At 57.6% G+C, this 22467-nt stretch carries 23 protein-coding genes and 2 tRNA genes; 13 read left to right on the top strand and 12 right to left on the bottom strand.

The features are described from left to right. Positions 1-20 precede the first annotated feature (20 nt). Both dapD and ACL2XP_RS03740 read left to right on the top strand, forming a co-directional pair. The gene (gene dapD, locus ACL2XP_RS03745) at positions 21-845 is read left to right on the top strand and encodes a 2,3,4,5-tetrahydropyridine-2,6-dicarboxylate N-succinyltransferase (RefSeq protein ID WP_413737227.1); all 825 of its coding nucleotides are present in this window, start codon (positions 21-23) and stop codon (positions 843-845) included. Between the two features lie 131 nt (positions 846-976). Then, on the top strand, positions 977-1366 hold the full coding sequence (locus ACL2XP_RS03740; protein WP_413737226.1) for a DUF3461 family protein: 390 nt from the start codon (positions 977-979) through the stop codon (positions 1364-1366). 63 nt (positions 1367-1429) lie between these two features. Here ACL2XP_RS03740 and ACL2XP_RS03735 read toward each other — a convergent pair whose 3' ends face one another. Next, positions 1430-2275 (bottom strand): alpha/beta hydrolase, encoded by an 846-nt coding sequence (locus ACL2XP_RS03735; protein ID WP_413737225.1) that lies wholly within the window; start codon positions 2273-2275, stop codon positions 1430-1432. 323 nt (positions 2276-2598) lie between these two features. Between ACL2XP_RS03735 and ACL2XP_RS03730 the strand changes: the two genes are divergently transcribed. The 4 genes from ACL2XP_RS03730 to ACL2XP_RS03715 all read left to right on the top strand — a co-directional run bounded on the left by ACL2XP_RS03730 (position 2599) and on the right by ACL2XP_RS03715 (position 7215). After that, positions 2599-3684 (top strand): ABC transporter substrate-binding protein, encoded by a 1086-nt coding sequence (locus ACL2XP_RS03730; protein WP_413739076.1) that lies wholly within the window; start codon positions 2599-2601, stop codon positions 3682-3684. Between the two features lie 63 nt (positions 3685-3747). Further along, positions 3748-5490, top strand: coding sequence for an ABC transporter permease (locus tag ACL2XP_RS03725; RefSeq protein WP_413737224.1), 1743 nt, complete (start codon positions 3748-3750; stop codon positions 5488-5490). Beyond that, complete coding sequence (locus tag ACL2XP_RS03720; protein WP_413737223.1) at positions 5483-6565, top strand: ABC transporter ATP-binding protein; 1083 nt, start codon at positions 5483-5485, stop codon at positions 6563-6565. The genes ACL2XP_RS03725 and ACL2XP_RS03720 overlap by 8 nt, the downstream gene beginning before the upstream one ends. Before the next feature lie 14 nt (positions 6566-6579). After that, positions 6580-7215, top strand: coding sequence for a GntR family transcriptional regulator (locus tag ACL2XP_RS03715; protein ID WP_413737222.1), 636 nt, complete (start codon positions 6580-6582; stop codon positions 7213-7215). Between the two features lie 4 nt (positions 7216-7219). Here ACL2XP_RS03715 and ACL2XP_RS03710 read toward each other — a convergent pair whose 3' ends face one another. From ACL2XP_RS03710 to syd, 4 genes are all read right to left on the bottom strand, one after another. Further along, positions 7220-7672 (bottom strand): flavodoxin, encoded by a 453-nt coding sequence (locus tag ACL2XP_RS03710; protein WP_413737221.1) that lies wholly within the window; start codon positions 7670-7672, stop codon positions 7220-7222. Positions 7673-7687: 15 nt separating this feature from the next. Continuing rightward, entirely contained in the window at positions 7688-8479 is a 792-nt protein-coding gene (gene truC, locus ACL2XP_RS03705; protein WP_413737220.1) for a tRNA pseudouridine(65) synthase TruC, read from the bottom strand. Then, the gene (locus ACL2XP_RS03700) at positions 8472-8816 is read right to left on the bottom strand and encodes a YqcC family protein (RefSeq protein ID WP_413737219.1); all 345 of its coding nucleotides are present in this window, start codon (positions 8814-8816) and stop codon (positions 8472-8474) included. The genes truC and ACL2XP_RS03700 overlap by 8 nt, the downstream gene beginning before the upstream one ends. Before the next feature lie 682 nt (positions 8817-9498). Beyond that, a complete protein-coding gene (gene syd / locus ACL2XP_RS03695; protein WP_413737218.1) occupies positions 9499-10047 on the bottom strand; it encodes a SecY-interacting protein in 549 nt (182 codons plus the stop codon). Positions 10048-10120: 73 nt separating this feature from the next. On the opposite strand from syd, the gene queF reads away from it, so the two are divergent. The 3 genes from queF to xni all read left to right on the top strand — a co-directional run bounded on the left by queF (position 10121) and on the right by xni (position 13365). Next, positions 10121-10969: an NADPH-dependent 7-cyano-7-deazaguanine reductase QueF gene (queF, locus tag ACL2XP_RS03690; protein WP_413737217.1), complete on the top strand. Its 849-nt coding sequence runs from the start codon at positions 10121-10123 to the stop codon at positions 10967-10969. A 200-nt stretch (positions 10970-11169) separates the two neighbouring features. Continuing rightward, entirely contained in the window at positions 11170-12534 is a 1365-nt protein-coding gene (ppnN, locus tag ACL2XP_RS03685) for a nucleotide 5'-monophosphate nucleosidase PpnN (protein WP_413737216.1), read from the top strand. A gap of 69 nt (positions 12535-12603) precedes the next feature. After that, entirely contained in the window at positions 12604-13365 is a 762-nt protein-coding gene (gene xni, locus ACL2XP_RS03680; RefSeq protein WP_413737215.1) for a flap endonuclease Xni, read from the top strand. 21 nt (positions 13366-13386) lie between these two features. Here the strand turns inward: xni and rlmM are convergent, their stop codons facing one another. The 4 genes from rlmM to ACL2XP_RS03660 all read right to left on the bottom strand — a co-directional run bounded on the left by rlmM (position 13387) and on the right by ACL2XP_RS03660 (position 16578). Beyond that, a complete protein-coding gene (gene rlmM, locus ACL2XP_RS03675; RefSeq protein ID WP_413737214.1) occupies positions 13387-14487 on the bottom strand; it encodes a 23S rRNA (cytidine(2498)-2'-O)-methyltransferase RlmM in 1101 nt (366 codons plus the stop codon). Continuing rightward, positions 14480-14875 (bottom strand): DUF423 domain-containing protein, encoded by a 396-nt coding sequence (locus ACL2XP_RS03670; RefSeq protein ID WP_413737213.1) that lies wholly within the window; start codon positions 14873-14875, stop codon positions 14480-14482. Before ACL2XP_RS03670 ends, rlmM begins: the two co-directional genes overlap by 8 nt. A gap of 37 nt (positions 14876-14912) precedes the next feature. Next, positions 14913-15851 (bottom strand): transcriptional regulator GcvA, encoded by a 939-nt coding sequence (locus tag ACL2XP_RS03665; protein WP_413737212.1) that lies wholly within the window; start codon positions 15849-15851, stop codon positions 14913-14915. Between the two features lie 505 nt (positions 15852-16356). Beyond that, positions 16357-16578, bottom strand: a complete 222-nt coding sequence (locus ACL2XP_RS03660) for a YgdI/YgdR family lipoprotein (RefSeq protein WP_413739075.1) — start codon at positions 16576-16578, stop codon at positions 16357-16359. A gap of 221 nt (positions 16579-16799) precedes the next feature. Here ACL2XP_RS03660 and csdA point away from each other — a divergent pair, with 221 nt between their 5' ends. Together csdA and csdE are read left to right on the top strand one after the other, a co-directional pair. Then, entirely contained in the window at positions 16800-18008 is a 1209-nt protein-coding gene (gene csdA, locus ACL2XP_RS03655) for a cysteine desulfurase CsdA (RefSeq protein ID WP_413737211.1), read from the top strand. A gap of 29 nt (positions 18009-18037) precedes the next feature. After that, positions 18038-18484, top strand: a complete 447-nt coding sequence (csdE, locus tag ACL2XP_RS03650) for a cysteine desulfurase sulfur acceptor subunit CsdE (protein WP_413739074.1) — start codon at positions 18038-18040, stop codon at positions 18482-18484. Here csdE and tcdA read toward each other — a convergent pair. Together tcdA and mltA are read right to left on the bottom strand one after the other, a co-directional pair. Then, positions 18401-19288: a tRNA cyclic N6-threonylcarbamoyladenosine(37) synthase TcdA gene (gene tcdA, locus ACL2XP_RS03645; protein ID WP_413737210.1), complete on the bottom strand. Its 888-nt coding sequence runs from the start codon at positions 19286-19288 to the stop codon at positions 18401-18403. The two genes, csdE and tcdA, sit on opposite strands and share 84 nt — an antisense overlap. 156 nt (positions 19289-19444) lie before the next feature. Further along, positions 19445-20596, bottom strand: a complete 1152-nt coding sequence (gene mltA / locus ACL2XP_RS03640) for a murein transglycosylase A (protein ID WP_413737209.1) — start codon at positions 20594-20596, stop codon at positions 19445-19447. Positions 20597-20812: 216 nt separating this feature from the next. Between mltA and ACL2XP_RS03635 the strand changes: the two genes are divergently transcribed. Both ACL2XP_RS03635 and ACL2XP_RS03630 read left to right on the top strand, forming a co-directional pair. Further along, positions 20813-20889, top strand: a tRNA-Met gene (locus ACL2XP_RS03635). Positions 20890-21001: 112 nt separating this feature from the next. Then, positions 21002-21078 (top strand) — tRNA-Met (locus tag ACL2XP_RS03630). A gap of 82 nt (positions 21079-21160) precedes the next feature. Here ACL2XP_RS03630 and amiC read toward each other — a convergent pair. Next, positions 21161-22420, bottom strand: a complete 1260-nt coding sequence (amiC, locus tag ACL2XP_RS03625) for an N-acetylmuramoyl-L-alanine amidase AmiC (RefSeq protein ID WP_413737208.1) — start codon at positions 22418-22420, stop codon at positions 21161-21163. Between the last annotated feature and the right edge of the window lie 47 nt (positions 22421-22467).

The raw sequence follows: 22467 nt of genomic DNA, 5'->3' as shown, positions 1-22467 counted from the left end.
AGACACAGGACCAGGACAGGATGCAGCAATTACAACAGATCATTGAAAACGCTTTCGAGCGCCGCGCGGACATCACGCCGGCAACGGCGGATAGCGTCACCGTTGACGCGGTTCGCCAGGTTATCAGCCAATTGGACAGCGGCGCGCTGCGCGTGGCGCAAAAAATCGATGGTGAATGGGTTACCCATCAATGGCTGAAAAAAGCGGTATTGCTGTCATTCCGCATTAGCGACAACCAGGTGATGGACGGCGCGGAAACCCGCTATTTCGACAAGGTGCCGCTGAAATTCGCCGGTTACGACCAGGCGCGTTTCGAGCGTGAAGGTTTTCGCGTGGTGCCCCCCGCCACCGTGCGCCAGGGCGCATTTATCGCCCGCAATACGGTGCTGATGCCCTCGTATGTCAATATCGGCGCTTATGTGGATGAAGGCACCATGGTCGATACCTGGGCCACCGTCGGCTCCTGCGCGCAGATCGGCAAAAACGTCCATCTGTCCGGCGGCGTCGGCATTGGCGGCGTACTGGAGCCCTTGCAGGCCAATCCGACCATCATCGAGGATAACTGCTTTATCGGCGCGCGCTCGGAAGTGGTTGAAGGGGTGATTGTCGAGGAAGGTTCGGTGATTTCAATGGGCGTATTTATCGGCCAGAGCACCAAAATCTATGACCGCGAAACCGGTGAAGTGCATTATGGCCGCGTTCCGGCCGGGTCGGTGGTGGTCTCGGGGAATTTGCCGTCCAAGGATGGCCGTTATAGCCTCTACTGCGCGGTGATCGTCAAAAAAGTTGACGCCAAAACCCGCGGCAAGGTTGGAATTAATGAGTTATTACGCACGATAGACTAATATCTTTAGTGGCGAAAGCTTCCCTCGCCCGGATATTTGGCTGCAATTTAAGCCGTTAATCACATTTTATGGCGCCCCAGGGCGTCATAATCTTCCCCGGAAACCCGGCATTACATACCAGAGGTAGCGCTATGTACGATAATCTTAAAAGCCTTGGCGTTAATCATCCGGACGATATCGACCGTTACAGCCTGCGTCAGGAAGCCAATAACGACATTCTGAAAATCTATTTTCGCCGGGATAAAGGCGAGTTTTTTGCCAAAAGCGTCAAATTCAAGTACCCGCGCCAGCGTAAAACCGTCGTCTCCGACAACGCCGCCGAGGGTTATCGCGAAATCAACGAAATCAGTCCGAACCTGCGTTATGTCATCGATGAATTGGATCAACTTTGCCTGCGCGATCAGACCGAAGTGGATCTAAAACACAAGATCCTCGAAGATCTGCGTCATCTGGATAGCGTGGTGTCCAATAAAATCGCCGAGATCGAAGCCGATCTGGAAAAACTGACCCGCAACAAATAACCTGACCGCGCCCGGCCCGATGACTTACGCCCCGGTACGAGCCGGGGCGTTTGCCAAGGGGCGTTAGCTAAATAGCACCCGGCTAAAAAACGCCTCCGCTTCGGCGTCATAACGAGCGCCGTCATGCCCCGCGCCCGCCATTACCGTCAGGCTACAGTCGATGCCCTGCGCCTGGAACGACTTTTTCAACGCGGCCAGCCGTTCGGGGCGGGTTTTGCCGGCATCATTGGCGCCAGCCATCCAATACCGGCCGCCGGGCTGATGCGTAATTTCCGCAGTCTCGGTATCCTCCGATCCGACGGCCATATGCACCGGCACCCGGCGCAGAGCGTCCAGATCGAGTTTGACGGCAAACATCGACTCGATATCCCCGGTACCGACCCACCATTGCCGGCGATCATCGATTAACGTGACTGAACCGGGGGCGCCGATGGAACACGCCAGCAACAGTTGCGGATGCAGCAGTAAAAAACGGTGCACAAAATGCCCGCCGCCGGAAAAGCCGCACAGGGCGAACCGGTTGAAATCCGCCCCATAGCGCCCCGCCACTTCGTCGATCATATCCAGTAGCACCCGGTCATAACGAATATCCCCCTCCAGCAGATATTTATAACCATGCAGGTTGCGATCCCCGCGCACGCCGGCGGGAAACAGCGGGCACAGCACCACGCAGTTGTGCCGGCGCGCGAACGGCGCCAGGGCATGCAACGTGGGGACAAAATCACGACCGGTGCCGTGGACCGAAACGATAAGCGTCGGCTTGGAATCAGCCTCCAACGCGCGGTCGGGGACATAGAGCGAATAGCTGAACCGGGGATCGGCCATGCTCGCCGAATGAACGGCGAACCCTCTATCATAGGACGACAACGACAACAATCGATCGGTATTCTGCGGCAAGCTTGTCTTCATGGCGGACCCATTCTCATCAGGAAGTGGCGATAATTACCAGCCCGCGACCGGGCGAATGTATGGCTGTTTTATGACCATCATCAATTAATTTACGGCCCTCCTGGCCGAAAAACAATATTCCCGGCAATATTTGCGCAAAAAATTTACCTGTCAATAACATCTAAGCCGGATAAAATGCTAATTTTTGACTTATATCACTTAAATAGCCTGAATGGCCATTTTACAGGCCTTGACGGTCCGGAAAATTTGCACATATTATTAACAAAAGGGGCGACAACCGTACCCGGAGCGCAAGCTTAGGCGAAAAAATAGGAGAGTTCGTGATGATCACCCAATGGTTACCCAAGCTTGCCAGCCTGGCCGTCGCCGCGGTATTAAGCTTGCCTGGCACCGCCGCCCGGGCCGCGCCCGCCGCCGATATCGTCGCCGCGTCCAAGTCCGAACAACGGTTATTGATTTACTCCAATATGGGTACGGATAACTGGAACCCCATTATTAAAGGCTTTAACCAGCTCTACCCCTGGATTAAGGTCGAGACCCTTAATCTCGGCGCCAGCGAGCCTATCAGCCGCTATGAGGCCGAGACCGGAACCGGCGTGAATTCCGCCGATTTTATCGTCACCGGCTCGATCAGCGACTGGATACGTTTCGCTGATAAAAAGCTGGCCGCCGATTACGCCACCAGCGAAGATGCCGCGCTGCCGGATTGGAGCAAACCCTTTCCCGGCGTTTACACCTTTTCCACCGACCCGATGGTGCTGGGCTACAACAAACTGCTGCTGGGCGCCGACCAACAACCCGATACCTTTGCGGGATTTACCAAAGTGGTCGTCGACCACCCCGAGTTATTTAAAGGCAAAATCGGCAGTTACGGGGCCGACGGCTTTGGCGGATCGATAAACTGGGCTTTTGTTCGCCACCATGGCGACAAAGCCTGGCAGTGGCTGGATGCCATTGGCCCCAGCGTAAAAGCCGGCGACGGCAGCGGTGCGATGATCGAAAAACTGACCCGGGGCGAAAACACGGCGGTCTATTTCCTGTCCGGCCCGGTAGTCATGCCCAAAATGGATGCCGGGCTCGATCAGGTGATTACCTGGAAATACATCACTGACGGCACGCCGGTCTTTATGCGCGGCATGGCGATTACCGCCAAGGCGAAAAACCTCAACTCGGCGAAACTGATGCTGGAATATCTGCTGTCGGCCGATGGGCAGGTGGCGGTATCCCAGGCAGGATTCATGCCGTACCGCAGCGGTTTGCCCGCCGATAAACTGCGGTTTGGCTCGCTGGAACAACTTGCGCAAAAGATTGGCGAGACAAATATAATCATGATCAACTATGACCGCGAAATGCTGACCGGCTTCGATGCCTTCGCCCAGCGCTGGGCCAAGGCCATAGGGCAAAAATAGCCCGCCCCGCAGCGCCCTATGATCACTCCCCGGGCCGCATGCCCGGGCGTCCCGGAGGCTCTAATGACCATTCCGTCCACGGCGCGGCCCGCCGGCCACGCAGCGACTCCCCCAAACGCATCCCGGGCCTGGCTGCGCGCCAGCGGGGTACAGTGGCTGATTACCCTGGCGCTGGCCATTCTGGTGCTGACGCCGCTATTGCCGATTCTGGTCCAGGCGTTTGCCTCGGCGCCCCTGTATGACAGCCAATGGCACTTCACTTTTGCCAATGTCGCCGCGTTTCTGCACTCCGGGGAAATCTGGGCCGCGGCCTGGAATACCTTGATTTTCGCGGCGGTGTCCACCGCGATCGCCATGGCCATCGGCAGCGCGGCGGCAATCCTTATCGGCCGCACCGATTTACCGCTGCGCGGCATATTGGGCGATTTATTTATGCTGCCGCTGTATCTGTCCCATCTGATTCTCGGCATCGGCTGGCTGACCATGTACGCGCCTGGCGGTTTCATCACCACCTGGGCGCAGATGATGGGTCTGCCCCAATGGGAGCTGTACTCCCTGACGGGTATGTCATTAATCGCCGGCATCGCCCAGGCCCCGCTGGTATATATCTACTGCCTGTACGGCGCGGCCGGAAACGCCGGTTCGACCCTGGAAGATGCGGCGCGCACCACCGGGGCGGGAAGACTGCGGGTGCTGTTTTATATTACGCTGCCGATGATGGTGCCGGCCCTGGTGTATTCCGCGGTAATCAACTTTGTCGCCGGCCTGGAGATGCTCGCCATTCCCAGACTGCTGGGCAAGACGTCCGGCATCGCCACGCTATCCACCTTCCTGTATGACAAAGGCATCGACAACCCGCAGCCCAATCACGGGCTGGTGGCCAATGCCGCTTTCCTGCTGATGGTGCTGGTGGCGGTATCGCTTTATTTGCAATGGCGGCTGCTGCGCAATGCGTTTAAATTTATGACGGTCCAGGGCAAGGCCGGGCGCGTCAAGCGTCTGGCGCTCGGGCGCTGGCGCTGGCCCCTGGCGTCGCTAATATTGGTGTATATGCTGGTGACGATGATTGTGCCGGTGGCCGGGATCGTCCTGCGGGCGTTGACCGCAATCCTGACGCCGCTGGTGCCCATAGCCAAGGTACTGACTACCGCCAACGTGCGGCGCATATTCGACGAGCCGCGTTTTTTCAACGCCATCGTCAATACGATTGAAGTGGGCCTGCTGTGCGCCGGCATTGGCGCCTTTTTCTGTCTGGCGCTGGTGCTGGTCAGCCAGCGGTCGGGCTTTCGCTTCGCCTGGCTTACCGACGGACTGGCGGTACTACCCCGGGCGCTGCCGGGCTTGATCGTCGGCCTGGGGGTATTTTACGCCGCGGTCCTGTTTCCACCCTTCGGCTGGATACGCAGTACCATCTGGATATTGGTGGTGGCCTATTTGATGAGCATGATCCCGCTGGGCGTGGGGGTGATCGCCCCGGCCGCCCTGCAAATTAGCCGCGAGCTGGACAAAGCCGGCCGGGTCAGCGGCGCCGACTGGTTATATACCTGCCGCCGTATCGTCGTGCCCTTGCTAAAGCCCGCCATGGCCGGCGCGTTTATCCTGATGTTTGTCGCCAGCCTCAAGTCCTACACTATCGCCATGTTTCTGTTCTCGCCCAGTACCGAAGTCATAGGCTCATCCATCCTGCTGCTGGCCGGCGACGGCGATACCGGCCTCGCCTGCGCGCTGGCGACGGTGCAGATCATTTTCACCCTGGCAATCGTACTGGCCGCACGCCGGCTCATGGGAGTACGTATTTATGGTTGAACTTCAATTGTCGTCCATCGCCAAATATTACGGCAACGTCCCGGTTATCAAGACGTTTGATCTGGCCATCAACAAAGGGGAATTTATAACCCTGCTCGGATCGAGCGGCTGCGGCAAATCCACGACGCTGGCGATGATTGCCGGTTTGGAAGCGCCGTCGTCCGGGGAGATTTCGTTTCAGGGCCGCCTCCTGGCCTCCGCGGAGAAAAAAGTTTTCGTCGAGCCGGAAGCGCGCGGGTTCGGCGTGGTATTCCAGTCCTATGCTTTATGGCCGCATATGACCGTGGAGAACAACCTGGCGTTTCCGCTGCGCGTGCGCAATATACCGGCGGCCGAACAAAAAACCCGGATCGCCCAGACGCTGGAACTGGTGGGGCTGACCGGCCTGGGGACGCGCTATCCCGGCCAGCTATCCGGCGGGCAGCAGCAGCGCGTCGGGTTGGCCAGGGCGCTGGTTTACCAGCCCTCCATGCTACTGCTCGATGAGCCGCTCTCCAACCTGGATGCGCTGCTGCGCGAACAGGCGCGCGTCTGGCTCAAGGAAATTCAGCTGCGCCTGGGTATCACCACCTTGTATGTTACCCACGATCAGACCGAGGCGCTGTCCTTAAGCGATCGCATCGTGGTCATGAAAAATGGCCACATCGAACAGGTCGGCACGCCGCAGGATATCTACGAACGACCGGCCACGCCGTTTGTAGCGGAATTCGTCGGCTCGGCGAATTTTATTCCCGGCACCGTCAGCGGCGAAGCCGGCCAAGAACTGCACCTTTCCCTGCCGGAACAACAAACGGCGCGGATTCGCGATCCCGGTGGCTTTAAACCGGGGGATCGGATTATCCTGGCCGTACGGCCCGAGAAGTTAACCCCGGAAAACGAGCCCAGCGGCAATAGCCTGAGCGTCGGGCTTAAGCGCAGCATTTATGTAGGAGAACGTTTCAGCTATGAGTGCGAATTCGGTGGTAAAAATCTCCAGGCCTTTGGTAAATTCCCGCTGTCCGAAGGACGCGTGAATCTCTATTTTTCGCCTTTGGCCGCGACGCTGTTTCCGGCAAATGCGATGGTGCCGAATTGACAAGGAATGAAGTAATGGAAAACGCGCTAACAAAAAAAATGCGTGCCGACCTGCTGATGGGGGAGTTCAGGCATGGGCAATGGCTGCGATTGCATGAGCTGGAAGCGCGCTATGAGGTCAGCCGGTTTGAAGTTCGCAAGGCGCTGGCCGCGCTGGCGGCAATCGGGGCGCTGGAACATGTGGAGAATTACGGCTACCGCCTGTCGCCGGCCGACCCGGAAAAAGACGCCAATCACCGCGAAGCGCGGCTGGTGCTCGAACTGGGCGCGGCGCCCAAGGTCTATTACCGCGCCACCATCAGCGATCTCAGGCGGCTGCATGACCTGGCCGAACAATTCAACCGCGCCATCGACACCCCATCCCTGGCCGAGGCGCAAAGCGCCAATGATGATTTCCATCGGGCTTTCTTCGCCCTGTGCGGCAATCCGGTGCTGGCGAACATGATCGATGAGATGCGGGAGTTGGTGCGCCCGTACAGCCGCCATCCCTACGCCTCGGACGAACATCGCCGCACCAGCGCCGCGGAGCATGTTGAAATGCTCGACTGTATCGAACGAAAAAATCTGCCTGGCCTGCTGGACGTGATGCGGCGCCACCTGTACCGCACGGCGCTGCTGGCGCCGGCGGCGCAAGGCGATGCCCATCCTTGATGGCTTAGGCTTTGATCAGCTCGGCCCATTTTTTCACCCACGGCCCGGTGACCAATTCCGGCTCGGGATGCTGCAACGCATCGACTTCCAACAATTCCCCGACCCGCACGGCGCCCTGTTCTTGCAGCAGGTCATCGAACGTATGCCCCGCCCCGCAAAAATGGTCGTAGCTGCTGTCGCCCAGGGCGATCAGCCCATAGTGCAGCTCGGGTTGATACCCTACTTTATCTTTCACTTCCTGATAAAGCGGGGCGATGGAGTCGGGCAGATTGCCCTGGCCGGTGGTGGAGGTGATAATCAGCGCATAATGATGGCGATAATACTGCCAGGACTCCAGCGTGCCCTCGTCAAACAGCTTCACCTCGTGACCCGCTTCGACCAATAGGATTTCCGCTTCCTCGGCGATCAGTAAGGCGTTACCGTAAACGGTCCCGACAAAAATACCCACTTGGGCCATTGGTTTGACTCCCTTTCATTCATTAAGCGTGGACGATGCCATATCCTGACCTGATGTTCCGGGAAACTCAACCCTTTCATATTCAGGGAGAATGCCGGTCCAGCCGAATTGCGCCATCAGGTTTTGCCAGGTCTGATCCCAGCTTGCGTTGATTTGCAGCGGCTTTCCGGTCACCGGATGGGTCAACTCCAGGCGGCTGGCGTGCAGCATCAGGCGGGGACAGGCGAACGCGCGGGCGAACCCGCGATTCTGGCGCAGATCGCCGTGGGTCGAATCGCCAATCAGCGGATGGTGCAAATGGGACATATGGCGGCGCAATTGATGTTTGCGCCCGGTCTGCGGCGAGAGTTCCATCAAACTGTAGCGCGACGTCGGGTAGCGGCCGATGGCCACCGGCATTTCCACTTGCGCCAGCGCGCGATAGCGGCTGATTGCCGGCTGGGGCGCTTTATCGGGCTGGGCGAATTTATCGGCAATTTTGTCCAGTTCCTGCGTCAGGGCATAATCAATGGTGCCGTCGCCTTCCATATAACCCCGCGCCACCGCATGATAGGTTTTATTGACCTGATGCTGCTCGAACTGCCCGGACAGGGTATGCGCAACTTCGCTTGAGAGCGCCAGCAGCAGCAGGCCGGACGTGGGCCGGTCCAGCCGGTGGACGGTGAAGACGTGCTGTCCCAGCATGTCGCGCACCGTTTGCATCACCACTATTTTTTCACGGCGATCCAGCCAGCTGCGGTGAACCAACCAGCCGGCCGGCTTATTCACCGCCACTAAATATTCGTCCTGGTAACATATTTCAATCATGCTGGATTATTTGCGCCTGCGAGTCGGGATCGATGTTAAGCGTGTCGTCAAGCTGCTGCAGCAGCCTGAGCAATTGCGTGGCTTGAGGCATGGCCTCTTCAAAGTAGGGCGTAATGGCGAAACGCCGCGGCAGCGGCGCGCGCTTGTCCAGCAAGGCGTGCATTCGCGGCAGCAGGACCCACTGTAGCCATTGCTCCGGCCGCATGGTATCGATACAAAAGGGTTCGGGGCTGTCAAAGGCATCGCGTGCCGGCGGCTGCGGCTGCCATATCGATAAAATCCGCATCGCCTGTTCAATATCAAACAGCCGTTGACGAATCTGTTGGTTGAAATCCATCGTATGCTCCAAGCTGCGGCCTGCTGCGCCGTGTTCACAAAACGGCAAAGCATAGCACTGAACCCCGCTTGGCGCTAATGACGGACAAAGAAAAGGGGGTACTGTCGAAACAGTACCCCCGGTTCGTTTATAGCAATCCCGCTATTGTTGTGCTCCCTGCAATCATCCTTGATGAGCGTTATATTCACGATAGTCTGTTCATGATAACTGAGCAACGCTCCTTGTCGGCAATTCCCATCCTTGAAAGCCGCCTACGTTATCCAACGTATTTCCTTCAGGCGATCCCGCCTCGCTGGTGAATCCCTGACCCGCTCACATTCTCCATCCTGGAGGTGTCCCGCTCATCATCCTGAATCGTCCGGACCTCATCATGAAGCCGTCCTTGTTACAGCTCGTCCTGAACCTGTCCATGTCTGTCGTCATGGCGCTTTGTGGCTCCGGCATGACGCCGGGGCGCCGTAAACTGAATGGTAAGATCGCTTAAACTAAGGACTTATACAAGAGAGTTCCGCACCGTGTAAGAAATTGTTCCCGTTTGCACTGTTAATGCTGCTAATTAATTTATTGATTAATTTAGTTTAATTGCGATTATTAGCCAAAAATAAACATTAATTACTAGCGATGTCTTACAAGCAATGTAAGAGATCTCTTACAAATTTTCAAACGAATGTGCTTACGTTTCTCACGTTACGCTGGGATCGAGCCTGGAGATGAAATCCTGGAGGCTAGCCGCCAGCACCGTAGGTTTCTTACGGCCAATCTCTTCGAGCAGGACTTCGCCGGTAAGATTGGACAAAGAAACCAGGGTTAACTCCGAGTCGGTGGTGGCGATAAAGACGGTGGGTGCGAGCTTAAGCCGCTTTTGCATCAGCAGATGGCCGATCAAATTCTCCTGAATCCGCACACCGTCCGGTTCGCTCCAGATTTGCAACAATTCCAGCGGCTGCCCGTCGAAACGGGCATACATATCGCCGGCCAGCTGGCAACAATAAAACGCCCAGGCGGCCGGCCGCAGTTGCAAATCCAGCGCCCGCTCCACGCCCGCGAGAGTGAGTTCTTCCACCGGTTGGCATGGCCGCCAGTACACCCGCCGATCGTCCTCGTCCACCACGCAGGGGGACGGCACGCCGAACAGCGCCTCGCTGGCGGGCGGACGGCCGGTGAGCGCCTGCCAATGCCGGAGGTACCGCTGGGTAAAATCCTGCAATGCCTGTGACACTTGGTAATCCATAATCTCTCTCATCTTGGGGTTCTCTACGTTACACTAAGCCCATTGTAACAGTGAGAATCCAGGGTAAACCATTATGTCCGCCTATGATAACCGCCAGAGCCTGGGGCACCTGACCCTGGGCAAACCCACCGCCTATCGCGATAGCTATGATGCCTCGCTGTTGCAGGCGGTGCCGCGCGCGCTCAACCGCGATCCGCTGGGCATCTCATCCGACGCCCCGCCCTTTCACGGCGCCGATATCTGGACGCTTTACGAATTGTCGTGGCTCAATGAAAAGGGCCTGCCCCAGGTGGCGGTGGGCGAAATCAGCCTGGATGCCGCCAGCCGCAACCTGATTGAATCAAAAAGCTTCAAACTTTATCTTAACAGCTTTAACCAAACCCGTTTTGCCGACTGGGCCACGGTGCGCGAAATACTGGCGCGCGATTTGTCCCACTGCGCGGGGGGAGCGGTAGTAGTCGAGCTGTTCAAGCTTAACCAGATCGCCAATCAGCCCATCGCGGATTTTGCCGGCCTGTGCATCGATGACCAGGATATCGCCATTGACGATTATACTTTCAGCACCCATTGGCTGGAAAATGCCGTCAGCGGCACGGCCGCCGTCAGCGAAACGCTGGTCAGCCATATACTTAAATCCAATTGCCTGATTACCCATCAGCCGGATTGGGGTTCCGTGCAAATCGCCTATAGCGGTCCGCGCATCAATCGCGAGGCGCTGCTGCGCTACCTGGTGTCGTTTCGCCATCACAACGAGTTTCACGAGCAGTGCGTCGAGCGCATCTATACCGACGTGATGCGTTTTTGCCGGCCGCAGCGGTTGTCGGTATACGCGCGTTACACCCGCCGCGGCGGGCTGGATATCAATCCCTGGCGCAGCAATACGCAGTTTGCGCCGGCAAAAGGCCGCCTGGCGCGGCAGTAATGCGCGCCAGCGCGCAGAAACCGCCATTGCGGGCGGTATCAATTGGTAAAACGGCGCTAACATTATTACTGTTAACGCCATAACGGCTTACGCGGCGTGCCCGGGCGCCTGAGGGCGCCGGCGGGGTAAAATAGCACCAAGCCGTAAAATATCGCGTCCGGATTATTATTTTGTGCCGCATGGCACAACAAGGAGTTATTTTGATCACGCATATCAGCCCCCTTGGATCTATGGATTTATTGTCGCAACTTGAAGTCGATATGCTTAAGCGCACCGCCAGCAGCGACCTTTACCGGCTATTTCGCAACTGTTCGCTGGCGGTATTGAACTCAGGGAGCCAGACCGACAGCAGCAAAGAGCTGCTGGCCCGCTATCAGGATTTCGATATTAATGTGCTGCGCCGCGAACGCGGCGTGAAGCTGGAACTGGTAAACCCCCCGGAAGAGGCGTTTGTCGACGGCCGCATCATTCGTTCTTTGCAGGCCAACCTGTTCGCGGTGCTGCGCGATATTCTGTTCGTCAACGGCCAAATCGCCACCGCCGGTCATCACCAGAACCTGAATCTGGAAAATTCGGTCCACATCACCAACCTGGTATTTTCCATTATGCGCAACGCCCGCGGCCTGCATGTGAGCGAAGCGCCGAACATGATCGTTTGCTGGGGCGGGCACTCCATCAGCGAAACCGAGTATCTTTATGCGCGCAAGGTCGGCAGCGAGCTGGGACTGCGGGAACTGAATATCTGCACCGGCTGCGGGCCGGGCGCCATGGAAGCCCCCATGAAAGGCGCGGCGGTGGGCCATGCCCAGCAGCGTTATAAAGAAGGCCGGTTTATCGGCATGACCGAGCCATCGATTATCGCCGCCGAGCCGCCGAATCCGCTGGTGAATGAACTGATTATCATGCCGGATATCGAAAAGCGGCTGGAAGCCTTTGTGCGCATCGGCCACGGGATCATTATTTTCCCCGGCGGCGTGGGCACCGCCGAAGAGCTGCTCTATTTGCTGGGCATCATGATGAACCCGGAAAACAAAAATCAGGTCTTGCCCCTGATTCTCACGGGCCCGGGCATCAGCGCCGACTATTTCCGGGTGCTGGATGAATTCATCGTCAGCACCCTGGGCGAGCAGGCGCGCCGCTATTACACCATTATCATCGACGATGCCGCCGAAGTCGCGCGCCGCATGAAATACGCCATGCCGGAAGTCAAAGAGAACCGCCGCAATACCGGCGACGCCTACAGCTTTAATTGGTCGCTGCGCATCGCGCCCGATTTGCAGCATCCCTTCGACCCGACTCATGAAAACATGGCTAACCTGAACCTGCATCGCGATCAGCCCGCCGAACAGCTGGCTTCCGCGCTGCGGCGGGCGTTTTCCGGCATCGTTTCCGGCAATGTCAAAGAGAACGGCATTCATCTTATCGAGCAATATGGCCCTTATAAGCTTCATGGCGATCCGGCCATTATGAAACGTATGGATCTGCTGTTGCAGGGATTTGTCGCGCAGCACCGCATGAAGTTGCCCGGCAGCGCTTATATTCCCTGCTACGAGATTTGTATCTAAGGCGGGACACGCCCCACTGCCGCCGGCGCCCTGGCCGCCCGCGGCAATGAATTATCAGGACGGTAGCCCATGTCGGTTCATTTATTGATTGTCGATGCGTTAAATCTGATACGCCGCATCCATGCGGTACAGGGGGCGTCCTGCGCCGCCGCCTGCGCCGGTGCGCTGCATCAGCTGATACTGCATAGCGCGCCGACCCATGCAGTGGCGGTATTTGATGATGAAGAGCGCCATGAGAGCTGGCGGCATCGGCGGCTGCCGTCCTATAAAAGCGGGCGCTCCCCGATGCCCGAAGATTTATGCGCCCTGCTGCCGGTGATTAAACAGGCTTTTGAACAGCTCGGCGTGCGCTGCTGGCAGGCGCAGGGTTATGAAGCGGATGATATCGCGGCCACGCTGGCGCAAAAAGTGGCCGCCGCCGGACACCGGGTTACGCTGGTGTCCACCGATAAGGGCTATTGCCAACTGCTCTCGCCGTCAATCCAGATCCGCGATTATTTCCAGAAGCGCTGGCTGGATATGCCGTTTATCACCGCCACCTTCGGCGTACAGCCGGGGCAGTTAACCGATTATTGGGGACTGGCGGGCATCAGCGGCAGTAAAATTCCAGGCGTGGCCGGTATCGGTCCCAAAACCGCCGCGCAATTGATTGGCGACGCCGGTTCGTTAACCGCCCTTTACGGGCATCTGGACGGCGTAGCGGAAAAATGGCGCAAAAAGCTGGAGCAACACCGCGAAATGGCGTTTATCTGCCAGCAGGTGGCAACACTGGACACCGGCATCCAGCTTGACGGCAATTTGCAGCAACTGCGGCTTCCGGGCGCGGGCTGAAACGCCCGCCCCACGGGAATATCAGCGTTCGTCGCGCCGGCCGGGCACCGCGCTCCAGAACCGGCGTATATGCACCGTCACCTCTTCGCGATCGTGGTAGAGCTGTTTGGCATGCACTTCGGAATGAACGCCGTTCTCATGCAAGGCATCGCGCAGCAGCGCCAGGTTCTGGTTCACTTCTTCGTACCGTTTTTTCATCGGCAGCTTTAGATTGATGATGGCTTCGCGGCACCAGCCGTTGACCACCCAGTCGGCGGCCAGCTGCGCCACACGTCCCGGTTTCTCCACCATATCGCATACCAGCCAATACACATTATTGCGTGGAGGCTCAAATTTAAAGCCGTCGGCGCGATGGTGGATGACCTGGCCGGTGGCCATCAGGCTCTCGTCCATGGTGCCGTTATCCACCGCATGCACCATCATGCTGCGTTTCACCAGCTGATAGGTCCACCCGCCGGGGCAAGCGCCCAGATCGACGGCATACATGCCGCTGCCCAGCCGTTCATCCCATTCATCCCGGGGGATGAAGACGTGGAAAGCCTCTTCCAGTTTCAGCGTGGAGCGGCTGGGAGCGTCCGAAGGAAATTTCAGGCGGGGGATGCCCATGTAAAACGGCGAATTATTATTGCTGTAGGAGTACCCCACATAACAGCAGCCGGGGGCGATAAAAAACACGTGGATGACCGGACGGAACGCTTCTTCCCGGTTGGCCAGTATTTTTTGCGCGCGCAGCGCCCCGCGCAGCGGGACGGTAAATTTGCGGCAGAACTTCATCAGTTCTTTGCTTTCATTGGTATCCGGCACTTCGACGCGCAGATCTCCCGCACCCTGTACCGCCCCGGTCAACATACCGACGATGGGGGTAATGCGGTCGTCCACCGGCAGATCGCGCAGCAACTCCCCGGTCAGCAGCATTTGGCGGGCAAAAATCAAATCGCGGAAAGGCAGCTCGCGGATCAATTTATCCGCTTCGTCATGCTGATAGCATTCAAATATGACATAGCCGCTGTTGTCTTTTACCCGGACAAAACCAAAAATTTCCAGCGCGCCGGCTTTTTCGGTAATTTCCGAGGCGCACTCTTTCTCAAATCCAGGTCGGCAATACAAAATCACTTTATTCACGGCGATCGGCCTTCTTTTTCAGACGCAATGCGCCAATTAACATTAAAATCCATCCGGCTAAAAAACAGGCGCCGCCGATGGGCGTGATATACACCCACAGGCGCAGCTGCGACAGGGCGAGGCAATAAAGACTGCCGCTAAACAGCACGATGCCCAGCGCCAGCAGCGCGCCGCTCCAGTAAAACCAAATGCTGGCGTTACGCTGCATGGCAACCCCCAGCACCATAATGGCCAGGGTATGAAACGCCTGATATTCCAGGCCGGTTTTTAGCCAGGCCAGTTCCAGTTCGCCCAGGGTCTGGCTCAGGATATGGGCACCAAAGGCGCCGAGGGCGACAAATACCAGGCCGCTGACGGCGGAAAAAACCAACATTGCGCGACTACGCATCTTGTTAATCCTGATTATTACATTATTTTTGGGATCGTTATTCAGATTCGACCGTATGACCATTATTATAACGGAAACGGAATTTTTCTTGCTCGCTGGCCGCGCGGGCGATTATCCATTGACGAAAGGCGGCTATTTTACCCACTTCCGCCTGGCTGTCATGACAAACCAGATAAAAAGCATTTTTACTTACCAGCACGTCATTAAACGGACAGGCCAGCCTGCCCGCTTCGATTTCCGTCTGCGCCATGACGTTATTGGCCAGGGCCACGCCCTGGCCATGGATCGCCGCCTGCAATACCATGGCGCTGTGGCTGAAAATGGGTCCTTGCTGGACATTGATATGGTTAAGCCCCAACTGGCGGATATAGGCCTGCCAATCCCGGCGCGAAGCATCATGCAGCAGGGTATGGTTGGCTAAATCTTCCGGCGCTTTCAGCGGGTGCGCGCCGCTGAGCAGCGCCGGCGCGCATACCGGCAACAGATATTCCGCATACAGTTTTTCCACACGCAGTCCGGGCCAATTGCCCCGGCCATAGAAGATGCCGACATCCACATCGTCCGCCAGCTTGTCTTCCTCGCGATCCACGGCCTGGATCAGCACGTCGACGCCGGGCCAGGCGGCATTGAAGCTCGACAGGCGCGGCACCAGCCATTGAATGGCGAAACTGGGCAGCAGGCTGACGGTCAGGGCGCCCTTGGCGCTGCGCGATTGCAGCCGGCGCGTGGCATCGGCCAGGGCCGAGAAAATTTCTTTGATGTCCAGGTAGTAGCTCTGCCCCTCCTCGGTCAGCAGCAGCGACCGGTTGCGCCGGCGAAACAGTTTCAGCCCCAGGAAATCCTCAAGGGATTTTATTTGATGGCTGACGGCCGCCTGGGTAACAAACAGCTCTTCAGCCGCTTTGGTAAAGCTAAGATGACGGGCGGCCGCATCGAATACCCGCAGGGCATTCAGCGGCGGTAAACGTTTAGACATGGGCGAGACACTTTTCTATAGCGCAAGAGGGCAAGATGAGCACGAATGCTTAACCTATTAGTTTTTTTTATCCGAGACATTATAATTTGTCCGTTGTGGATGCACCAGCAAATACCTATAGTTATGCGCACTTGCTGGCCGGAACGAAAAGCAGGTTTGAGTTTAATTTTCGATTGAGCTTTGAATTTAGCATTGATTTTAATGGCTTGGGTCGATGCGACCAAGGTTATTACAAGGCTTGCGTGGATTCAAAAATGCTTTTGGCTGGTGGTGTGATGTTGTGTTTGTAAATTTTGGCCTGATTTCAAGGCCTGTACTTCCTGGCAACCGACTTTTCCGGCACTGATTTCCTCGGAAACTGTCTGCTATTTATTTATTTTCAGTCTTTCTGAACATTATTCTGTCTGTCCAAAAAATGAATATGTAGCACCGCGTTAAGCGGTGCTTTTTTATGTGGGTAAAATAATGGAATAATGGCGGAAATACGATCTAACGCACCGCTAATTTATTGAGCTTCCATCATTTCTTTCACATCGGAACGGTTAATTTGCTGCTCGGTACCGTTGGCGTCTTTATAACCAATCATGCCGGTTTCATCATCAACTTTCGGTTTGCCGGACGTAACGATGGTCCGTCCGTCGTTGGTGTGCAATACGTAATTGCTTGAACAGGCGCTTAAAGTCAGCGCAAATAGAAAAGCGGATATTACCGCAGCTGTCTTCTTCATCATTAAACTCCTTGCTGAATAAAAAAACGCAAATCAAACTTCCAGGTAAGCCAGTCTTTTGGCTCACCGTATATTATTTAGCATAACAAGCATTGGTTATTTTTCCACAAAACGGGATTAAATCCTGTCGCTAATGGCGCCCAGACGGCGATAATAGGAGGATTCCGTAATTTTATGGCGGCAGTTCTATATCAGGGCTTAACAGTGTGTGAGGGCAATCCATGACTGAATTTGATTTCGTCGCGTTCCGGCGCCATTTTCCAGCGTTAAGCGATGAGGTGGTATATCTGGACAGCGCCGCCACCGCTTTAAAACCCGACGCGGTCATCCAGGCCACCGACTTGTTTTATCGCCATGAAAGCGGCAATGTCCATCGCAGCCACTATGCGGCGGCGGTTTCGCTTACCGCGCGTTATGAACAGGCGCGCGCGGATGTGGCCGCCTGGCTCAATGCCCCGTCGGCCGACAGCATTGTCTGGACCCGGGGAACGACCGAATCGATTAACCTGGTGGCGCAAAGTTATGCGCGGCCGCTGCTGCGCCCGGATGACGAGATCCTGGTCAGCGAAGCGGAGCACCATGCCAACCTGATCCCCTGGCTGATGGTGGCCCGGCAAACCGGCGCGCGGGTGGTAAAATTGCCGCTGGGCGAACGCCTGCAGCCCGACCAGCGGCAATTGGCCGCGCTGCTCAATGAGCGTACCCGCATCGTGGCGCTGAGCCAGATGTCCAATGTCACCGGCGGTTGCCCGGACCTGGCGGCCGCGATCGCCGCCATCCGCCGCGGTTCGCAGGCGGTGCTGGTGCTCGACGGCGCCCAGGGTGCGGTACACCAGCAGCCGGACGTGCAGGGGGCGGATATCGATTTTTACGCTTTTTCCGGGCACAAACTCTATGGACCGACCGGCATCGGGGTGCTGTATGGCAAACCCGAGCTGCTGGCGGCCATGCCGCCCTGGCAGGGAGGCGGCAAAATGCTGACCGAGGCTTCGTTTAGCGGCTTTACGCCGCAGGCGGTTCCCCTGAGGTTTGAAGCCGGCACCCCAAATATCGCCGGGGCCATCGGCCTGGGCGCCGCCCTGCACTGGCTGGGGCAGCAGGATCGGCGCGGCGCGGAGCGCCACTGCGTGGCTCTCGCCGACCTGGCGGAACAACGCCTGTCGCAGTTACCGGGATTTCGCGCCTTCCGCTGCGCGGGATCGCCGCTGTTATCGTTTGAGTTTGCCGGCGTGCATCACCAGGATATCGCCATTGTTCTGGCCCAGGCGGGGATCGCCCTGCGCGCCGGGCAGCATTGCGCCCAGCCGCTGATGGCGGCGTTGGGGATATCCGGTACCCTGCGCGCATCGTTTGCGCCGTATAATACCCGGCAAGATGTCGACCGATTGGTGCTGGCGGTGGAAACGGCTTTATCCCTACTGCGGGACTAATACCTGAACCGGACTCGTTTATGACAGAAATGATAATTGGCGGCCATCCATTTGGCCGCGCGATCGATAGCGCGGAGCTGGCGCGGCGTTTTGCCGGTTGCCGGCAGTGGGAAGACCGCCTGCGGCAGATTATTTTATTGGCCAAAGCCCTGCCGGCGCTGCCGGAGGCGCTGAAAACCCCCGAAGCCGTATTGACCGGTTGCGAAAACCGCGTCTGGCTCGGCCATCAGCGGTTGCCCGACGGCAGGCTGCATTTTTACGCCGACAGCGACGGGCGCATCGTCAAAGGCCTGCTGGCGGTGGTACTGACGGGAGTGGAAGGCAAAACACCGGAACAATTATCCGGCCAGGACCCTTTGGCGCCGTTCGACGCCCTGGGGCTGCGGGACGCGTTAAGCGTCAGCCGCGCCAGCGGGCTGGCGGCGATTGCCGGCCGGGTGCGCGCCATTGTCGACGGCTATCCCGGCGGCCGCTGACGCCTGCCTCGCCGCCCTGGCCAGCATTTTTTTCAGCGCGTGGGACACCGCGATAAACCCGAAACTGGCGGTCACCATGGTGGCCGCGCCAAACCCCGACGCGCAGTCCATGCGTTTTGGCCCTTCGGCGGTGGAAGGAGACGCGCACACCGTACCGTCCGGCTGGGGATAGACCAGCGGTTCGGTGGAGTACACGCAATCGATGCCGAGCTTGCCTTTGCTGTTTTTCACCACGTTAAAATCATGCTTGAGCCGCTCGCGTAATTTCGCCGCCAGCGGGTCCTGAATGGTTTTTGCCAAATCCGCCACCGCGATACGGGTAGGATCGATCTGTCCGCCCGCCCCGCCGATGGTCACCACCGGAATTTTATAGCGCCGGCAATAAGAGAGCAGCGCCGCCTTGGGCCGTACGCTGTCGATCGCATCGATCACATAGTCAAAACCGCGATCCAGCAGGGCGGCCACGTTATCGGGGGTAATAAAATCATCGACGCTGGTCACCAGGCATTCGGGATTGATCGAGGCGATACGCGCGGCCATCACCTCGGTTTTGGGCCGGCCCACCTGCTCGCGCAGGGCATGGATCTGGCGATTGGTATTGGTGACGCACACATCATCCATATCAATCAGCGTAATGGCGCCGATGCCGGTACGCGCCAGCGCTTCCGCCGCCCACGAACCTACGCCGCCGATACCGATAACGCAGATATGGGCGCGGGAAAATACGTCCAGCGCCTGCTGGCCATATAACCGGGCGGTACCGCCGAAACGCTGCAAATACCCCTGTGAATAGTGACCACTCATGTTACCACCTCATCTAAACCCGGCGCCCGTAAACCCATCCTGCGCAGCGCCGGCAATCCCTAAAGCCTAAACCTAAAACGGCGGGCGGGCGTGTCATGCCGTGCGCACGCGCCGGCGCCGCCCGTCCCGTTTGAGAGCAAGGATCGGCCCCGGCCGCTAATTATCGTAGGTGACCTGTACTTGTCCGGGGGTAACGGTGCGGTTACCCGTAAATAGCTGGCCGTCGTCCTGCGTGCTTTTGAGCACCCATACCCGGCCATAATGGTTATAGTAACCCGCCGCATGGCCGGCTTCGGCGCCGATACCCTGGTACATATCAAAATGCTGGCCCTTGATCGCCCCGCCGACATCCAGCGCCACCATTAAGCGCATTTCATATTTACCGGTGAATTTGCCGTTATTATCCAGCAGCGGGACTTCCGCCAGCAGGGTGGTGCCGGCCGGCACCAGCGAACGGTCCGAGGCCACCGAAGCCTTGGCCACCAGCGGCACGGCGCTGGCGCCTTTTACCGGGGCAAAAGGCACCGGTTTAAAGAATACATAAGAGGGGTTTTGCTCCAGCAGCTCGCGCACCTGCGCTTCGCTGTGCCGGGAGGCCCACTGGCGTATCGCCTGCATCGACATATCTTCGCGCGCCACTTCGCCGCGATCGATCAAAACCTTGCCGATGCTGCGATACGCGTGCCCGTTTTTGCCGCCGTACCCAAAGAACATCATCGGCCGGCCGTCGCCATAATCCACGTAGCCGCTGCCCTGGACTTCCATCATAAAGTTGTCCATCAGCGAATTACTGTAGGCGATGGCGAGATTGCGCCCTTCCAGGGCGCCGGCATAGATAGCCGCGCGATCGGGTAGCTGGCGGTTTTTGCCGCGGGGCGGCATGCGGTATAAGGGATATTGAAACTCGCCCTGCGGCGTATAGCGGGCCTGGATGACCGGCGTGTAATAACCGGTGAACTGCACGTTGCCGAAGTTATCCACCCCTTCCATCTGATAGGCCTTGATGCCGAACTGCGCCAGTTGCCGGGTATCGGCTCCCGCCAGCGCCCAGCGTTTGACGGCATCGAAATTGGCATTGTTGCGGTTATACAGGCCCGCCGCGGCGTATTGCGTTTCCGTGACCTGATCGGCGTAATCCTTGGCGTTGACCGGCCGGCCTTTGGCATTAGGCTCATTGACCAGCCCGAACGGCTGCGTGAGGCGACCATCTTTATACTGCTGCCCGCGATCGGTGGGACGGGACGAACACCCGGCCAGAATGGCGAAAATCAGGCCAATGAAAAGATAGTTTACCCATTGTTTGTTCATAGTGTTCTCATGCCGGTTCCATATGCCTACGTATCAACGGCGAACGATAGCAAAGGCGGATCAATAGATAAATCGATTATTATAAAAAGAATCGGAAAATATGGTTATAAAACAAGCAAAAACCCGCCTCTTTAAACAAAAATCATGATACGGGGCGATTAATCGCAAAAAGGGGTTGCAACAAACGCTGTCCAGAGTATAGTGCGCTTCCACGGACGCGGGGTGGAGCAGCCTGGTAGCTCGTCGGGCTCATAACCCGAAGGTCGTCGGTTCAAATCCGGCCCCCGCAACCAATTAAGCATTCATAGCATTTTGAATGAATGTCAAGCCCAAAACGGCAGTAAGCAGTAAAAGAAATAATAAAAGAAGCAAGCATCTGACTGCTCACAGATGTAGTATATCGGACGCGGGGTGGAGCAGCCTGGTAGCTCGTCGGGCTCATAACCCGAAGGTCGTCGGTTCAAATCCGGCCCCCGCAACCACTTCTTTTAGCGGCTTTCCAGCCGCAGCAATCGACCCACTCTGATGTGGGTTTTTTTATGCGTTTTTTTTGCCCCTACCCCCTCAGCGGCCCGCCACTACCCCACCCGAGGCGAAATAAGCTTTGATCCCGGCCAGGATGGATTCCGCCACCTGCTGCTGGAAGCGGACCGTGCGCAAGCGGCGCTCCTCCTCAACATTGCTGATAAAGGCGGTTTCCACCAGGATGGATGGGATGTCGGGGGCTTTTAATACCGCAAAACCGGCCTGATCCACGCTTTTTTTATGCAGATGAGCAATTTTCCCCAGGCGATGCAACACCTGCTGGCCGAATTTCAGGCTATCGTTAATGGTCGCGGTCTGCATCAAATCAAAAATCGTATGGTCGAGGTAACGGTCGCCGCTCTTGCTCACCCCGCCGATATCATCGGCGGCATTTTGAGTCTCGGCCAGAAACCGGGCCGCGGCGCTGGTGGCACCTTTGGTGGACAGGGCAAATACCGATGCCCCCCTGGCCGCGCGGTTGGTAAACGCATCTGCATGAATGGAGATAAACAGATCCGCCCGCTGTTTGCGCGCTTTGGCCACCCTGACCTTAAGGGGGATAAACACATCCTCATTGCGGGTCATAAAGACTTTCATATTGGGTTCGCGGCGGATCAGCGTGCGCAGATGCCGTGCGATTTTCAGCACCACATCTTTTTCGCGGGTGTGATGTTTACCGATGGCGCCGGGGTCCTCGCCGCCGTGTCCGGGGTCGAGCATAATCACGATCGGCCGGTCGCGGCCGGCTTTGCCGGCCCGGGGCGCCTGGGATGCCGGCGGCAGGCTGCGCGCCAGATCCCCCTGGTTATAATCTTCCAGCAGGGCCAGCAGCGGATCGTCCTGCACCGCGGAGCGGCTGCCGGCCCGCGGGTAGAGATCCATGACCAGGCGATGTTTAAAGCCGGCCACCGGCGGCAAATCCAGAAACAGGGGTTCAATGGGTTGCCTGAGTTCGATCACCAGCCGCGCGGTATCGCGATCGAACTGGCCGGCCCGCATCCGGCTGATATACGGGTCCTGCTCGCTGACCAGCCGGCCGATGCCCTTGAGCACCCCATTAAGCTGCGCGCCCTGGATATCCACCACCAGGCGATCGGGGCCGGTGAGCATAAACTGGCGATAATGCAGCGGCGACCGGGATTCTACCGTGATGCGGGTATAGCTGGCGGCGGGCCAGATGCGCACCGCCACAATCAGCGGGGCGGCGGCCAGCCCCGCCGGGCTAAGACTTAACAACCAGACGGCCGCGGCGCCCCGCAGCAGCCGGCGGCGGCCGCTATTATGCTGTGGATCTGACATGGGGCTCCGGGGTTGATTCTAATCTAATGAAAAAACAGTCATTTTTC

It is taken from the genome of Sodalis sp. RH21 (genome assembly GCF_047324175.1).
Classification (GTDB): domain Bacteria; phylum Pseudomonadota; class Gammaproteobacteria; order Enterobacterales; family Enterobacteriaceae; genus Acerihabitans.
This window is presented reverse-complemented; position numbering and strand designations above follow the sequence as displayed.

What these genes read in the sequence shown, in the direction of transcription:
- queF (WP_413737217.1), top strand. Translation starts at nt 10,121, where the DNA reads ATGTCCGCCTATGATAACCGCCAGAGCCTGGGGCACCTGACCCTGGGC.
- ACL2XP_RS03715 (WP_413737222.1), top strand. Translation starts at nt 6,580, where the DNA reads ATGGAAAACGCGCTAACAAAAAAAATGCGTGCCGACCTGCTGATGGGG.
- ACL2XP_RS03660 (WP_413739075.1), bottom strand. Translation starts at nt 16,578, where the DNA reads ATGAAGAAGACAGCTGCGGTAATATCCGCTTTTCTATTTGCGCTGACT.
- ACL2XP_RS03665 (WP_413737212.1), bottom strand. Translation starts at nt 15,851, where the DNA reads ATGTCTAAACGTTTACCGCCGCTGAATGCCCTGCGGGTATTCGATGCG.
- syd (WP_413737218.1), bottom strand. Translation starts at nt 10,047, where the DNA reads ATGGATTACCAAGTGTCACAGGCATTGCAGGATTTTACCCAGCGGTAC.
- ACL2XP_RS03710 (WP_413737221.1), bottom strand. Translation starts at nt 7,672, where the DNA reads ATGGCCCAAGTGGGTATTTTTGTCGGGACCGTTTACGGTAACGCCTTA.
- tcdA (WP_413737210.1), bottom strand. Translation starts at nt 19,288, where the DNA reads ATGAGTGGTCACTATTCACAGGGGTATTTGCAGCGTTTCGGCGGTACC.
- amiC (WP_413737208.1), bottom strand. Translation starts at nt 22,420, where the DNA reads ATGTCAGATCCACAGCATAATAGCGGCCGCCGCCGGCTGCTGCGGGGC.
- csdA (WP_413737211.1), top strand. Translation starts at nt 16,800, where the DNA reads ATGACTGAATTTGATTTCGTCGCGTTCCGGCGCCATTTTCCAGCGTTA.
- ACL2XP_RS03670 (WP_413737213.1), bottom strand. Translation starts at nt 14,875, where the DNA reads ATGCGTAGTCGCGCAATGTTGGTTTTTTCCGCCGTCAGCGGCCTGGTA.
- ACL2XP_RS03720 (WP_413737223.1), top strand. Translation starts at nt 5,483, where the DNA reads ATGGTTGAACTTCAATTGTCGTCCATCGCCAAATATTACGGCAACGTC.
- mltA (WP_413737209.1), bottom strand. Translation starts at nt 20,596, where the DNA reads ATGAACAAACAATGGGTAAACTATCTTTTCATTGGCCTGATTTTCGCC.
- truC (WP_413737220.1), bottom strand. Translation starts at nt 8,479, where the DNA reads ATGATTGAAATATGTTACCAGGACGAATATTTAGTGGCGGTGAATAAG.
- ACL2XP_RS03735 (WP_413737225.1), bottom strand. Translation starts at nt 2,275, where the DNA reads ATGAAGACAAGCTTGCCGCAGAATACCGATCGATTGTTGTCGTTGTCG.
- ACL2XP_RS03740 (WP_413737226.1), top strand. Translation starts at nt 977, where the DNA reads ATGTACGATAATCTTAAAAGCCTTGGCGTTAATCATCCGGACGATATC.
- ACL2XP_RS03700 (WP_413737219.1), bottom strand. Translation starts at nt 8,816, where the DNA reads ATGGATTTCAACCAACAGATTCGTCAACGGCTGTTTGATATTGAACAG.
- csdE (WP_413739074.1), top strand. Translation starts at nt 18,038, where the DNA reads ATGATAATTGGCGGCCATCCATTTGGCCGCGCGATCGATAGCGCGGAG.
- ACL2XP_RS03725 (WP_413737224.1), top strand. Translation starts at nt 3,748, where the DNA reads ATGACCATTCCGTCCACGGCGCGGCCCGCCGGCCACGCAGCGACTCCC.
- xni (WP_413737215.1), top strand. Translation starts at nt 12,604, where the DNA reads ATGTCGGTTCATTTATTGATTGTCGATGCGTTAAATCTGATACGCCGC.
- dapD (WP_413737227.1), top strand. Translation starts at nt 21, where the DNA reads ATGCAGCAATTACAACAGATCATTGAAAACGCTTTCGAGCGCCGCGCG.
- ACL2XP_RS03730 (WP_413739076.1), top strand. Translation starts at nt 2,599, where the DNA reads ATGATCACCCAATGGTTACCCAAGCTTGCCAGCCTGGCCGTCGCCGCG.